This is a genomic window from Micromonospora sp. NPDC049274 (assembly GCF_040678875.1).
Classification (GTDB): Bacteria; Actinomycetota; Actinomycetes; order Mycobacteriales; family Micromonosporaceae; genus Micromonospora.
Genome location: NZ_JBFAQS010000015.1, coordinates 137270 through 150855 on the forward strand (window position 1 = coordinate 137270; position 13586 = coordinate 150855).

Below are 13586 nucleotides of genomic sequence, written 5' to 3' on the forward strand. Positions count from 1 at the left end.
CGTCTGCGGCACGCGGTGAACGGCCGCTGTCCGTAGACTTCGCCGGTGCAGATGATCTCCACACAGCCTGCCCCCCTGTCGACGGACGCCGGCGTCCTGCGGGACGCCATCGCGCGGGCACGAACCGGTCTGGTCGACCGGGAGGTGGTCGCCGAGGTCGTCGTGCTGTGCGCGGTCGCCGGCGAGCACGTGCTCGTCATCGGCGCGCCGGGCACCGCCAAGTCCGAGGCCGTACGCCGAACGGCCGACCAGCTCGGCGGCCGGTACTTCGAGTACCTGCTCGGACGATTCACCGAGCCGAGTGAGATCTTCGGCCCGGTCGACCTGCGCCGGCTGCGTGAGGGGTTGGTGGAGTTCGAGACGGCGGGCATGCTGCCCGAGGCCGAGGTGGCGTTCCTGGACGAGGTCTTCCTCGGGTCGACGGCCGTCCTCAACACCCTGTTGGGGATTCTGAACGAACGGGTGTTCCGGCGCGGATCGACGCACCTGTCGTGCCCGCTGCGGGTCTGCGTCGGCGCCGCCAACAGCCTGCCCGACGACCCAGCCCTCGCCGCGTTCGCGGACCGGTTCCTGGCTCGCGTCTTCGTCACTCCGGTCGTCGACGCGCGACTCGACGAGCTGCTGGAGGTGGGATGGGGCGCGGGTTCCCGGCCGTCCGATCCAGTGGGATCACTGCTGCCGGCGGTGGACCGCCTGTCGCGCGCGGCCCGGGACTCTGACCTGACCGGTGTACGAGGCCCGCTGGCTGCCGCGCTCCGTCGGATGCGGCAGGCGGGTGTGCCGCTCAGCGACCGCCGGGCGGTGCGCTCGCAGCGTCTGGTGGCCGCCGCGGCGGCACTGGACGGCCGCACCGCGGCCACCGTCGACGACCTCTGGGTGCTTCCACTGATCGCGCCGACCCTCGACGCGCAGGCGTCCGCCCGGGACGTGCTGTCGGACCTGGTGGAGCAGGGACGCAACGGCAGTCTGGTGTACGCGGCGGAGGAGTTCGCCCGGGGCCAGCAGGCGCGTGCCGCCCGGCTGGTCGAGACCGGCCGTCGCCTGCTCGACGAGGTGGGCAGCGGGCCGTTGGCGTACGACGACCGGTTGCGCGTCGAAGCCACGCTGCGGGAGATCGACGCCGGGTTCGTCCTGGCCGACGCCCCGCAGGCGCTACAGGACACGCGCGGCCTCCTGGTCGCCGCGATCCAGGCATGAGCACACCTCCGCTGCCGCTGCGGTGGCATCGGCGTGCCACCCCGCTGGACGCGGCAGCCGTGGCCGCGTCCGGGACGGTGGTGGCCGGGCTGCGCACGGACACGCTGCTACGCGTGGCCGCCGGCGCGCGCCTGCGCGCCTGCGCCGGGCGAGACCAGAGCTGGCTGGTCGTGCTCGGCGACCAGGTGGACCTGCCGTGGGCCGACGGGGCCGTCTACCTCGGCTGGGACGGTGGCGTGCTGGTGCCGACGCTCGCCGAGCCCTCGCCGTGCGCCGACCTGCTGCGCGAGCCGCTGCGCCGCCACAGCGACCCGCAGGCCGGCCTGATCGCACTGCTACCCGGCCTGGTCCTGGCCGGCCCGCTGCCCCGGGAGCCGCTCGACCCCGCGCGGCTGGGGTCGACATGACCGGTCGCCTGACCCTTCCGGCGTCACTGGCTCCCTGGGCGCCGGCGCTGTCCACTCTGACGAGCGACGTGGCGCTCGCCCTGGGTCCGCTGGTCCGTCAGATCGACCACCTGTGCACCGCGCCCGAGGACGGCTCGTCCGACGACGGCCAACCCGACGGATACTCCGGGCTGGCGTCCCGCGGCACCATCGAGCGGCTGCTCCCGTCGCAGTTGCTGCTGATGCGGGAGCTACCGGACGAGTTCGTCCGCCGCGCCGCGGGCGGGGAGTTGCTGTACCTGGCGCCGGCCACACGCGCCGCCGCTGTGCGTGGACGGGTGGTCGCCCTCGTCGACACCGGCCCGGGGCAGCTCGGCGCCGCCCGACTGGTCCAGCTCGCCGCGCTCGTCGTGCTGCATCGACGGGCTGCAGCGCAGGGGCGCTCGTTGGTGATCGGACTGCTCGGTGAACGGACGGGCGACTGGCGCGACGGTGACCTGGGCAGCCAGCTCGCCGGCTGGCTGGCCGCCCGCCGCGCCGCCGACCCGAGCCCGTCGACAGTGCGGGAATGGTTGGAGCATCTCGACGCGGCCGATCAGGCGTGGCTGCTGACCGGGCCGCACCTGGCCGACCACCTTCCCGACCGCAGCCGGGTGCTGGTCAGTCACGAGCAGGAGTGGGACGTCGACGGGGTGAGCGTCGTACGGGTCGTCGTCGGCGAACGGCACCTCGATCTCCCGCTGCCGCGCGGCGAGGTCGCGCTGCGGGTCCTGCGCGGCAGCGGCTTCCGCGACGCCACCGACGGCGTCGACGCCGGTGCCGGTCCGCTGCGCGTGCCGACGTTCCCGAGCGCCGCGCCCTACCTGATCGCGCGTGGCCACGGCCCGACCGAGGTCGTCTCGGTCCGGGTGCCGGCCGGACGGCCGCGACGACATCAACTGCCCGGTCCGGCGCTGGCAGCCGCCTGGTTGGGTCGCCGGCTCGTGGTCCTGACCTGCGTCGACGAGACGCTACGAGTGGTCGTGATCGGTAAGGCGCTGGGCCGGCTGCAGGACCTCGCGGTGCCCTTGGCGACTGTCGGCGTATCGGCCGACGAGGTCGAGCGGGCTGCGGAAGGGGCACTGTCGCCACTGCACTTCCAGCGTGGCGACCTGCTCTGCGCGGTCGGCGGCGGCTGGTGGAGCCTGTCCACCACGGGCAACCACCGGCTGTCGTCGTACGTGACGGTCGCCCCCGGCAGGCAGCTCGACGTCCCCCGCGTGGCCTGGCGGGCCGGCGCCCACCTCGAGGTCACGGAACTGACCGGCACGACACCGATTCCCGCCAGCGCCCAGGTCGTCCTCGGCGGCGGGTCGAGGATCGCCTGGTCGCTGGACGCCACCACCTGGCGCCTCCACGACGCGTCCGGCCACGTCGGCGACGTGCAGGTTCCGGAGGAGACCACTGTCATCGGCGTGGTCGACCTCGACGGCCCGCAGTTGGTGACCCTGTCCAGTGGCGGCCTGGTCGTGCGTCTCGTCTCGCCGGATCGGACCCGGACACTCACCCGCTGGTCGGGCGGAACCGGTGCGCCAGCACTGCATCCGAGCGAGCCCTGGCTGGCCGTACCGCGCCCGGACGGGCTGATCGAGATCGCCGACCTCGCCGCGGACCACGTCCTGCGCACCGTCCGGAGCACCGGATGAGCGCGTTCCGTGGCCAACTCCCGGCACGCGCTTTTCTGCTCGACGTACGCCTCATCGGGTGGGCCGAGGCGCGGCGACGTGTCGTCGAGACCTGGCAGCCCGGCGCGGCGCTTGTCGAACTGCCCGGTGACGCGTGGCTTCTGACGTTCGACCAGGCGATCGAGGTACGCGCGGAACTGGCTCCCGGCCTCGTCCTCGTCGACACGGGCGGAGTCCTGCACCCCAGCGGCACGACCCCCGGGGACGCCGAGCCCGGGGACGTGCTGATCCCGCGCGCGGGCGCGACGACCAGGCTCAGCCGGGCCGACCTGGCACCCGTCGACCGCGATTCCTGGATCGACCTGACCAGCCTGCGTGTCGAGCCACTCACGACACTGGACCGCCCGGTCGTCGCGGCGGCGGCGCCAGCGCCCTGGCAACCACCCCCGCCCGCACCCGACCTGCGCGCGGTGGCCGGTGTCGCGTCGCCGCCGCGGCGGACCCGCCGGCTGCTGGCCGCGTCCACCCCACCGACACGTCGAATTCGACTCTCCGGCCCCGCCGCCGGGAAGCTCGTCGCGGTCGGCGCGGCGCTTCTCGTGTTCGGTCTCGCCGTGCTCGTCGCGGCACCGCTGCGGGCGGTGGTCATCGGCGCCGGGACGGCTCTGCTGTACGGCCTGACCGGGGCTATCGCCTCGGGCAATGCCCACTCGACGGGCGGTGACGTCGCACCGGCCGGTCGCGGCACGTCGTCGGGTGGCCGGTGGAGCGCGCTGCTCACCCGACTCGTGCTGGCCATCAGCGCCGCCCGGCTGGCGACCAACGCGCAGCACCGCTACGTCCGGCGGCTCAGCGCCGCATTCGAACGCCGGGACTGGGACGCCGCCCTGCGTGCGGCGATCTCGGTGAGCGGCGGCGGCGGACGCCCGACACTTCGGCTGCCCCGGCCACGCACCGGCGATCTCCTACCGCACCCCCATCTCGCGGGCGGGCCGGCGATCCCGCTCCACGCCGGAGCCCAGGCGCACCTGCGCACGCTCTACCAGCAGGCGGCCACGGAGCTCGACCGCGCCGGACGTGTCGAGGAGTCCGCGTTCATCCTCGCGGATCTGCTCGACCAGCCGGCCGCGGCGGTCGCACTGCTGGAGCGGCACCGCAGGTACCGACTCGCCGCCCTGCTCGCGGAGGGACGGGACCTCGATCCGGACCTGGGGGTGCGGCTGTGGTGGCAGCTGGGCGACCGCGACCGGGCGCTGCGGGTGGCGCGGGCCCGGGGCGCATTCGCCGGGGCCGTCGAGCGCCTGGCCCGCGTCGACGCCGAGGCGGCCCGCCAGTTACGCGCCGAGTGGGTACGGGCACGGCAGGCAGCCGACGATCATGTCGGTGCCGTCGAGGCGGCCTGGCCCGACGAGGAGCTGCGCCCGCTCGTGGTGCCGAACATCCAGGCCGGCATGGCGCTCGGCGGCCACACCGCGGGGCACCTGTTGGCGCATCTCGTCACCTGGCGTCCGGACGCCGACACCGTGGCCAGCGCGGTCGCGCTGCTGAACGGCCGGGACCCGGAGCTGGGGCCGGCACGGGGCGGCTTCGTGGCGGCGCTCGCCGAGCTGGGCTGCGCCGACCAGGCCCGGGACCGTCACCTCTGCACCGCCGCGCTGCGGCTCCTGGTCCGTGAGGCAGCCGACGATCCCGACGGGGATGCCGGCGAACGCCGTCGGATCGCGGGCCGGCTCCGCAACCGGGCAGACCGGCTGGCCGCCACCGACCTGCCACCGCTGCCGGTGGGACGGACGCCCGCGCGGGGCGGCCGGGTCGACATCACGGCGGCCGGCGAGGCCGGACAACTGCCGCTGCACGACGCGGTCCTGTTGTCCGGCCGGACCATCCTGACCGCGCACGGCGACTTCGGCGTACGCCTCATCGGCCTGGACGGCCGGACCCGCGCCAGGTGGGACGTACCCGCGCATCAGCTCGTGGTCGCCGATCACGGCGCCAACCTCCTGCTCGTCGCGCGGCGCGGTCCCTCCAGTGAACTCCGCGTCCTGGATCTGAGCACGCGGCGGCTGCGGCCGCCGGTCGCCGTCGCCGCGCACCGGGTGCTGCCCAGCTATGACGGCGCGCTCGTCACCGTCGTCGACGACGACGGCCTCGCATTCGTCGACCTGACGGCCGACGCCCCCCGCGTCGCCTGGCGCGAGCTGGACGCCGGCAGCGTGGTGCTGGACGTCGCCCGGAGCCCCACCAGCCTCGCCGCACTGGTCCGGCTCACCCACCAGCCGGGCTCCGGCGCGGTGAGCACCGAGGTGTGGCGCTGGAGCCTGCCCTCGCTCATGTTGCGCGACCGTCGAGTCGTCGACCTCGACGGCCTCAGCAGCGCCGGTGTGCTCGCGTCCTCGACGCTGGTGACGACCCGTCACGACGAGCACGCCGACACCTATCACGTCACGGGGCACGGTGCGGCCGGGCTGACCCTGGACGCGAAGCCGACGCTGCTGGCCAGCGGCGGGTTGTCGGCTCTGCGGCTCGACGGCCCGTTCGACACCACAGTGGAGACCGCCGACGGCGCCCTCCGCGTCGTCTTTCCACAGGCCGTCGGCGCGATCGGCCTGCGGGAGCACGCCGGCGCCCTGACCGTCTGGGAGCAGAACGGCAGGTTGGTGGTCATCGACCGCGTGCGCGGCCAGGCGGTCACCCGGCTGCGGACCCGCCTCTAGGACCTGTGTCAAAGCCCCTGGCCGGCCCTGCCTCCCAGACCGGCCGTTGGGGGTCGTCGTTGCGCACGATGATGTCGACGTGATCGATCGGGCGGACCGTCGCGTTGTAGAGCTGCTGCGCGGGGATGTAGCGCTCACGCCAGCGCCGTTCGACCTCGACCCGGGACGACACCCGACGCTCGCGGACCACGGCACGATCCACTGTCGCGTCGAGCGCGGTCGACACGAAGACGCGCAGGTCCCACCGATCGATCAGTTCCGGGCGCATGAGGAAGACGCCGTCGAAGAGCAGCACCGCGTCGGCCGGGGCGGTCGTGACCGGCGGGGACACCACGGCATCCGCGGTGTGGTCGTAGACGGCGGGTTGGAAGCGTCGGTCTCCACCCGGGCCGAGCGGGTCCAGCAGAACCCGGTTCAGCGCCCCGTGATCGTGGGTGTCGACGTAGCAGCCTTCGGCCGAGTACTCGCCGCGCCGATAGCGCTGCGCCCGGGGGAAGAGGAAATCGTCGATCGTGGCACGGATGACGTCGCGGCCCCGGTCGCGCAGGATGCCGGCCAGCTCGTCGGCGAGGGTGGTCTTGCCGGCGGCGGGTGGTCCGTCGATGGCGACCCGCGTCGGGTGCGCGACGGCGACGGCTCCGACCGCGTCGGCCAGGCGGCCGAGCACCTCACCCCCGGTGCCGTGTGCCATGCCACCCCGCTCATCTGCGCTGCGAACCCGGGTGAGTTTACACTCACGTTCCGTGCCGATGTCTGGAGACGACCGCCGATGAGAGGCCGCTACGACAACCTCACGCGGATCCGCGCGCTGGACCCGCAGCGCGACTACCTGGACATCTACCAGACCATGCTGCGCCACGAGTTCCCGTGGGACATGAAGCTCGGGCTCAACCTCGCCTTCAACCGATCCTTCTCCGTCCCCGCCATCGCCGCCGTGCACACCGCCACCGGCGAGCTGACCGACCGCACGCAGAAGCGCATCGACGACACCGGCCTGCTGATGTACGAGATGGTGCTCAACGGTTTCGACAAACCCCGTGGCCGCGACGCGCTGCGCCGCGTCAACCAGATCCACCGCCCGTACGACATCGGCAACGACGACTTCCGCTACGTCCTCGGCTGCCTGGTGGTGATCCCGACGCGGTGGTTGCAGACGTACGGCTGGCGTCCGCCCTGCTGCCACGAGCGGCAGGCGACGTACCTGTTCTACCGCGAGCTCGGGCGACGGATGGGCATCACGGACATCCCCGGGTCGTACGCCGAGTTCGAGACCTGGTTCGACGCCCACGACGCGGCTCACCTGCAGCCCAACGAGGACGCAGCGGCCATCGAGCGGGCCACCCGCATGCTGATGCTCGCCCGACTTCCCCGGCCGCTCGCGCCCCTGGGAAACGCCCTGGTCAGCGCCATGTACGACGCGCCGCTGCGACGCGCGACGCGGGTCGACACGCCACCGTGGCCGGTCCGGGCCGGCCTGCACGCGGCGCTGAAGACGCGCTCGCGGCTGCAACGGTGGTGCGGATCGCCGCGCGTGACCCCGCTGTTCGCCGAGGGCATCAGCACCAGGAGCTACCCCGACGGGTACGAGATCAGCCACCTCGGCCCGCACCACGATCGCGCCCCCGAGTAGCGGGGAACGGTAGACCGATGTGAGCGCCTTCCGCCGAGACCGAGACCGTCATCCCTGGAGGAAGCCGCCACCGCAGCAGGCCACCACGTAGACCAGGACGGAGACCACGATCCAGACCACGTCGGCGCTCTGGTTGCCGGCGGCGGCCTGCTGCCCGGTCCCAGGGGAGACGGCAGGCGGCACCTGTGGTGCGCCTCCGGTCGACCTCGACGGTCCCGGGAAGGCGGGCGTCCCGGGTGCGTACGCCGAGGGCGGCCACGCCGGCCAGTACTCCCGGTTGGCGGCCTTGAGCAGTAGGTAGAGGACCGTGCAGACCAGCCACCCGTACTGGAGGGCGGTGTCGGCACGCTGTCGCGCGGGGAGCGCGATCAGGGCGAGCCCGACGGTGAGGGCTGCGGCGAGGGCAGCCACCCGGGCCGTCCAGGGATGCCGGACGAACAGGGCCAGCAGGAGCAGCGGAACGAGCAGGATGGCGATGCCGGCCACCGGGGTGCCGGAGCCGCCGAGCTGGAGATCGCCGGCTTCGCCGAGTCGGTTCAGGAAACCGTCCGCCCCGAGGCCGACGAGGACCGTCACCAGGCTGACCGCCGCGATCAGCATCTTCACCTGGAGCAGGCGACGGCGTGTGCGACGTTCGTCGTCGGGGTGCCGGTAGCCGCCGGGGCCGTACCGTCGCCGCCGTACCAGCTCGTCGACAGTGGCGACGATGACGACGAACAGCTGGGCGTACAGGAAGCTCCACAGCGAGACCACCCAGCCGTACCCGCCGTCGTGGCCGCTGCCGGCGTAGATGACCCCGATCAGGGCGCTGGCCACCACAGTGGACGCGAAGCCGAGCGGCCAGGCCACCGGGGGTACGCCCGCGATGCCGCGTTTACCGACGATCAGCAGCAGCAGGAGTGGGGGCAGTCCGAGGAAGGCTACCGACGACCACTGCACGGCCAGCGAGGCCCTGCCGTTCGAGTCGAACCGGGTCAGCCAGGTGAAGGCCGCCGTCGCCGCCAGCCAGCCGAGGGCCGCGATCAGTAGCGCGAGCCAGGGGACGCGTCGTCGGAGCAGATCGAAGGCCCGCTCGATGCTGCCGAAGATCAGATCCATCTGACGCCCCGTCGACCGTCCCGCCCGTGCCTAGCCGAGCACAGTAAAGCAGCGGCGGGTGGGAACGGTTGACCCGCCGAAGGCGGGTGGTGGCTCCCGCGGATCGGGTCCCGTGTTCGTCCCAGGGTCTGAAATCCTATTTACCCAGTAGGAATAGTTGGTTAGCGTGAGAGCCGTGATCAGCCAGCTGAATCCCCTCGACGGCACCGCGGTGGCGGTGTCGCGGGGATGTTGCCGTGGCTGGACCACCGCTCGCGGCTGCTGCCGCTGACCACGCGTTCCTGACTTCTCCCTGTCGCCACGCCGTCGCCTCGACGACGAGCCGCAGCGTGTCCGCGACCCCATCAACGGCCGCTCGACGCCGCGCCGGGTCTCCGCCTGCCCGGGGACAGCGCGCGCCCTGGTCGTTCCCGCCCAGGAGGACCGTCATGACCGTCACCGCCGAACCAGCCACCACCATCGATCCGGACACCTTCCGTGCCCTGCTGCGCCGGCAGGCCGCATCGGTCACCGTGATCACCGCCGCGGGAGACCCACCGGTCGGGTTCACCGCCACGTCGTTCACGTCGGTGTCCCTGCGCCCGCCGCTGGTGTCGTTCTGCCTCGCCCGGTCGTCGTCGAGTTGGCCGACCGTCGCAGGCGCGGAGCACGTCGCGGTGCACCTGCTCGGCGCCGAGCAGCGGGAGGTCGCGCGCACGTTCGCCACCAGCGGCATCGACCGCTTCGCCGCGCACTCCGGCTGGCGGCCCGGCCCGTACGGAGTGCCACTGCTCGACCAGCCGGTCGCCTGGCTGCTGTGCCGGGTGACCGAGCGGGTGCTCGCCGGTGATCACGCGATCGTGCTCGCCGAACCGGTGACCAGTGGTCACGGCGACGGCGCCCCGCTGCTCTACCACATGGGGCGGTACGCCGCCCTGCAACCGTCCACGAAGGAGTCGTAAGTGAAGTCGTCACGCCATGTCGATCGCCGCGCGTTCCTGTCGGCCACCCTCGGCGCCGTCGCGCTGGGCCTGACCGCCTGCGCCGGCGAGGAGACGCCGAAGGCCGCGCTGGCCGCCGGCGCGCCGCTGCCGGAATCCGTGCCGAAGGGCACGAAGCTGGTCGTGGGCGACAAGGAGCACCAGAAGGCACTGGAGTACTCCGGCGAGGTGGAGAAGTTCACGTTCCAGGTGGAGTTCGCCAACATCAGCGGCGGTCCGCAGACCCTGGAGGCGTTCCGTGCGAAGGCCCTGGACATCGGGGCCGTCGCTGACATCCCACCGATCCACTCCCACTGGACCGGCATACCCACGAAGATCGTCGCCTCCAAGTTCCGCCAGGACCCGCTGAACCACGCCATCTACCGGCTGGGCGTCGCCCCCGGGGTCGCCGTCACCACCCTCGCCGACGTCCGCGGCAAGAAGATCGCGTACAGCCCCGGGCAGGCGCAGGGCGCGCTGGTGCTGCGGGTCCTGCACCAGGCCGGGCTGAGCAAGCGGGACGTCAAGCTCGTCGAGCTGCCCAGCACCGACGACACCTACGCGACGGCGCTCGCCAGCCGCCAGGTCGAGGTGGCGCCGCTCGGCGGGGTGCAGATCCCGCGGTACGCGGCGAAGTACGCCCGCGACGGCGCCACCACGATCCCGCACGGCCTGCGCGACGACCCCGGTCACCTGTACGCACCTGTCACCGTGCTCGCCGACCCGGCGAAGGCCGCAGCGATCCAGGAGTACGTGGCTGCGTGGGCGCGGGCCTGGCGGTGGCGGGAGGCCAACCCGCAGGAGTGGATCGACAGGTACTACGTCAAGAACCAGGGCCTCACCGCCGACGACGGCAGGTGGTTGGTGGAGAACGCCGGCGTGGCCGACATCCCGCCGACCTGGACCGAGTCCATCGCCCGGCATCAGGAGACGATCGACCTGCTGGCGAAGGAGACCGGCAACAAGCCACTGCGGGCCGAGGACCTGTACGACAGGCGGTACGAGTCGGTCGCCGCCGACGCGCTCGCCCCCGGAGGCGCCCGATGACCGCCTCCCTCCTCACCCGACCCCACACCACGACGGCCACCCCCACGCGCAAGCCGAGGCGCCGGCTCAGGCCGGGCCGCCCCATCCCGTTCGGGTCGGCGCTCGGTCCGCTGTTGTTGCTGGCCGGATGGACGGCCGGCTCGGCGACCGGCTGGCTCGACCCGCGTACCTTCTCGGCGCCGTGGACCGTGGTGACGACGGCCGGTGACCTCATCGCGGACGGCCGCCTGCAGGACAACCTCACCGTGTCGGCCCAGCGGGCCGCGCTCGGCCTGGCCTTCGGCACCGTGATCGGCACGCTGCTGGCCCTGGTCGCGGGGCTGAGCAGATGGGGTGAGGCGATCCTCGACGGCCCGATCCAGATCAAGCGGGCCATCCCGGCCCTCGCGCTGGTGCCGCTGCTCATCCTCTGGCTCGGCATCGGTGAGCAGATGAAGGTCACCACGATCATGCTCGGCGTGCTGGTGCCCGTCTACATCCACACCCACAACGGGCTGCGCACCATCGACAGCCGCTATGTCGAGCTGGGCGACTCCCTGCGCCTGTCGCGGGCCGTCTTCCTGCGCCGCATCGTGTTGCCCGGCGCGCTCCCCGGCTTCCTGCTGGGCATGCGGTTCGCGGTCGTGGGCGCCTGGTTGGCCCTCGTGGTGGTCGAGCAGATCAACTCGACGAGCGGCATCGGCTACATGATGGACCTGGCCCGTCAGTACGGCCAGACCGACGTGATCATCGTCGGGCTCGTCCTGTACGGGCTGCTCGGGCTGTTGTCCGACGGTCTCGTCCGACTCGTGCAGAGGAGGACGCTGTCGTGGCGACGCACGTTGGCGGACTGACCGGAACCCGACCGGTACGGGTCCAGGGGCTGGTGCGCGGTTTCGGCGACCGGACCGTGCTGGACGACCTCGATGTGGAGATCGGCGCCGGGGAGTTCGTGGCGCTGCTGGGACGCAGCGGCTCGGGCAAGAGCACCCTGCTGCGGGCGCTCGCCGGCCTGGACGACGACCGGACCGGTGCGGGTGTCGTCGACGTACCGGAGAACTCCTCGGTCGTCTTCCAGGACGCCCGGCTGCTGCCGTGGCAACGCGTCCTGGACAACGTCATCCTCGGCCTGCGCGGGCCGGACGCACCCGGTCGCGGCCGCGCGGCCCTCGCCGAGGTCGGGCTCGCCGGCCGGGAACGGGCCTGGCCCAGCGAGCTCTCCGGTGGCGAGCAGCAGCGGGTGGCGCTGGCCCGGGCCCTGGTGTCCGAGCCGGAGCTGCTGCTGGCCGACGAACCGTTCGGCGCGCTGGACGCGCTGACCCGGCTGCGCATGCACGGCCTGCTGCGCGAACTGTGCACCCGGCACCGGCCGGCGGTGCTGCTCGTCACGCACGACGTCGACGAGGCCGTCACGCTCGCCGACCGGGTGTTGCTGCTCGACGCGGGCCGCATCGCGATCGACCTCGCCATCGACCTGCCGACGCCGCGCTCGCACCGGCAGCCGCAGTTCCTCGCCTACCGGGAGTCCCTGTTGCGGGCGCTCGGCGTCGACCCGACGGAAGGATGACCATGCTGCACCTCAACGCGTTCCTGATGGGTGTCGGCCACCACGAGGCGGCCTGGCGGCTCCCGCAGAGCGATCCGTTCGCGCAGACCGACGTCGCGCACTTCACGCGCCTGGCCCGCATCGCCGAGCGCGGCAAACTCGACTCGCTCTTCCTCGCCGACAGCCCGGTGCTTTGGAACAGCATCGGCCGGCGGCCGGGCGGCACCCTCGAACCGACAGTGCTGCTCACCGCGCTGGCCGGCGCGACCAGCCACATCGGGCTGATCGCGACCGCCTCGACGACGTACAACGAGCCGTTCAACCTGGCCCGCCGGTTCGCGTCGCTGGACCACGTCAGCGGCGGCCGGGCCGGCTGGAACATCGTCACCACGGCCGGCGAACAGGCGGCCCGCAACTTCAACCTGGACGCGCTGCCCGCCCACCGGGAGCGGTACGAGCGGGCCGCCGAGTTCATCGAGGTGTCGCGCAAGCTCTGGGACAGCTGGGACGACCGCGCGCCGCTCGGTGACAAGGAGGCCGGGCGGTGGGGCGACGACGACCTGCTCTATCCGCCGGAGCACGTGGGACGGCACTTCCGGGTCGCCGGCGCGCTCAACGTCCCCCGCTCACCGCAGGGCTACCCGCTGCTGGTGCAGGCCGGGTCGTCCGAGGACGGCAAGGAGTTGGCGGCCCGCTACGCCGAGGCCGTCTTCACCGCCCAGCAGACCCTCACCGAGGCGCAGGCCTTCTACCGCGACCTCAAGCAACGCGCCGCCCAGGCGGGCCGCGATCCGCAGACCATCAAGATCCTTCCCGGCATCGTGCCGGCGATCGGGTCCACCGAGGCGGAGGCCCGCGCGCTGGAGGACGAGCTGGACCGGCTGATCAAACCCGAGTACGCCCGGCAGCAGCTCGCCACCACCCTGCGGGTCACGCCGGAGGACCTCGACCTGGACAAGGAACTCCCCGTCGACCTGCCCAGCGAGGACGAGATCGAGGGCGCGAAGAGCCGGTACACGCTCATCGTCGGCCTGGCCCGGCGGGAGCGGCTGACCGTACGCCAGTTGATCGGTCGGCTCGGCGGCGGACGCGGTCACCGCACCTTCGCCGGCACTCCCGAGCAGGTCGCCGATGCCATCGAGGAGTGGTACCGCGCCGGCGCGGCGGACGGCTTCAACATCATGCCGCCGGTGCTGCCGTCCGGGCTGGAGGTCTTCGTCGACCACGTCGTGCCCCTCCTGCAACGGCGCGGGCTGTTCCGTACCGAGTACACCGGCACGACCCTGCGGGATCACTACGGCCTGCCCCGCCCGGCCAACCAGCACGCGCGGCAACTCGCCGCGACCGCTCGCTGACGTCACTCGAG

At 72.8% G+C, this 13586-nt stretch carries 12 protein-coding genes; 10 read left to right on the top strand and 2 right to left on the bottom strand.

From position 1 onward, the window contains the following. Positions 1-51: 51 nt before the first annotated feature. Genes AB0K10_RS25285 through AB0K10_RS25300 form a run of 4 tightly spaced genes read left to right on the top strand, consistent with a single transcriptional unit; the run spans position 52 to position 5961 of the window. A complete protein-coding gene (locus AB0K10_RS25285) occupies positions 52-1197 on the top strand; it encodes an AAA family ATPase (RefSeq protein ID WP_363687416.1) in 1146 nt (381 codons plus the stop codon). Further along, entirely contained in the window at positions 1194-1604 is a 411-nt protein-coding gene (locus AB0K10_RS25290) for a hypothetical protein (protein ID WP_363687340.1), read from the top strand. Before AB0K10_RS25285 ends, AB0K10_RS25290 begins: the two co-directional genes overlap by 4 nt. After that, positions 1601-3268, top strand: a complete 1668-nt coding sequence (locus AB0K10_RS25295) for a hypothetical protein (RefSeq protein WP_363687342.1) — start codon at positions 1601-1603, stop codon at positions 3266-3268. The genes AB0K10_RS25290 and AB0K10_RS25295 overlap by 4 nt, the downstream gene beginning before the upstream one ends. Then, a complete protein-coding gene (locus tag AB0K10_RS25300; RefSeq protein ID WP_363687344.1) occupies positions 3265-5961 on the top strand; it encodes a bpX6 domain-containing protein in 2697 nt (898 codons plus the stop codon). The genes AB0K10_RS25295 and AB0K10_RS25300 overlap by 4 nt, the downstream gene beginning before the upstream one ends. On the opposite strand, the gene AB0K10_RS25305 is transcribed toward AB0K10_RS25300, so the two are convergent. Further along, positions 5936-6652 (bottom strand): uridylate kinase, encoded by a 717-nt coding sequence (locus AB0K10_RS25305; protein ID WP_363687346.1) that lies wholly within the window; start codon positions 6650-6652, stop codon positions 5936-5938. The two genes, AB0K10_RS25300 and AB0K10_RS25305, sit on opposite strands and share 26 nt — an antisense overlap. A 78-nt stretch (positions 6653-6730) precedes the next feature. Here AB0K10_RS25305 and AB0K10_RS25310 point away from each other — a divergent pair, with 78 nt between their 5' ends. After that, on the top strand, positions 6731-7591 hold the full coding sequence (locus AB0K10_RS25310; protein ID WP_363687348.1) for an oxygenase MpaB family protein: 861 nt from the start codon (positions 6731-6733) through the stop codon (positions 7589-7591). 48 nt (positions 7592-7639) lie between these two features. Here the strand turns inward: AB0K10_RS25310 and AB0K10_RS25315 are convergent, their stop codons facing one another. Next, positions 7640-8689, bottom strand: a complete 1050-nt coding sequence (locus AB0K10_RS25315; RefSeq protein ID WP_363687350.1) for a hypothetical protein — start codon at positions 8687-8689, stop codon at positions 7640-7642. A 428-nt stretch (positions 8690-9117) separates the two neighbouring features. Here AB0K10_RS25315 and AB0K10_RS25320 point away from each other — a divergent pair, with 428 nt between their 5' ends. The 5 genes from AB0K10_RS25320 to AB0K10_RS25340 are packed head-to-tail and all read left to right on the top strand — an operon-like array spanning position 9118 to position 13575. Next, the gene (locus tag AB0K10_RS25320; protein ID WP_363687352.1) at positions 9118-9630 is read left to right on the top strand and encodes a flavin reductase family protein; all 513 of its coding nucleotides are present in this window, start codon (positions 9118-9120) and stop codon (positions 9628-9630) included. Next, the gene (locus tag AB0K10_RS25325; protein WP_363687354.1) at positions 9631-10695 is read left to right on the top strand and encodes an ABC transporter substrate-binding protein; all 1065 of its coding nucleotides are present in this window, start codon (positions 9631-9633) and stop codon (positions 10693-10695) included. Next, entirely contained in the window at positions 10692-11528 is an 837-nt protein-coding gene (locus AB0K10_RS25330) for an ABC transporter permease (RefSeq protein WP_363687356.1), read from the top strand. The genes AB0K10_RS25325 and AB0K10_RS25330 overlap by 4 nt, the downstream gene beginning before the upstream one ends. Further along, complete coding sequence (locus AB0K10_RS25335; RefSeq protein WP_363687358.1) at positions 11504-12241, top strand: ABC transporter ATP-binding protein; 738 nt, start codon at positions 11504-11506, stop codon at positions 12239-12241. Before AB0K10_RS25330 ends, AB0K10_RS25335 begins: the two co-directional genes overlap by 25 nt. A 2-nt stretch (positions 12242-12243) precedes the next feature. Then, complete coding sequence (locus AB0K10_RS25340) at positions 12244-13575, top strand: LLM class flavin-dependent oxidoreductase (RefSeq protein ID WP_363687360.1); 1332 nt, start codon at positions 12244-12246, stop codon at positions 13573-13575. The last annotated feature ends 11 nt before the right edge of the window (positions 13576-13586 follow it).

Bases quoted from the DNA above. Each gene is read 5' to 3' on its own strand.
- AB0K10_RS25285 (WP_363687416.1), top strand. From the start codon at position 52: ATGATCTCCACACAGCCTGCCCCCCTGTCGACGGACGCCGGCGTCCTG.
- AB0K10_RS25290 (WP_363687340.1), top strand. From the start codon at position 1,194: ATGAGCACACCTCCGCTGCCGCTGCGGTGGCATCGGCGTGCCACCCCG.
- AB0K10_RS25295 (WP_363687342.1), top strand. From the start codon at position 1,601: ATGACCGGTCGCCTGACCCTTCCGGCGTCACTGGCTCCCTGGGCGCCG.
- AB0K10_RS25300 (WP_363687344.1), top strand. From the start codon at position 3,265: ATGAGCGCGTTCCGTGGCCAACTCCCGGCACGCGCTTTTCTGCTCGAC.
- AB0K10_RS25305 (WP_363687346.1), bottom strand. From the start codon at position 6,652: ATGGCACACGGCACCGGGGGTGAGGTGCTCGGCCGCCTGGCCGACGCG.
- AB0K10_RS25310 (WP_363687348.1), top strand. From the start codon at position 6,731: ATGAGAGGCCGCTACGACAACCTCACGCGGATCCGCGCGCTGGACCCG.
- AB0K10_RS25315 (WP_363687350.1), bottom strand. From the start codon at position 8,689: ATGGATCTGATCTTCGGCAGCATCGAGCGGGCCTTCGATCTGCTCCGA.
- AB0K10_RS25320 (WP_363687352.1), top strand. From the start codon at position 9,118: ATGACCGTCACCGCCGAACCAGCCACCACCATCGATCCGGACACCTTC.
- AB0K10_RS25330 (WP_363687356.1), top strand. From the start codon at position 10,692: ATGACCGCCTCCCTCCTCACCCGACCCCACACCACGACGGCCACCCCC.
- AB0K10_RS25340 (WP_363687360.1), top strand. From the start codon at position 12,244: ATGCTGCACCTCAACGCGTTCCTGATGGGTGTCGGCCACCACGAGGCG.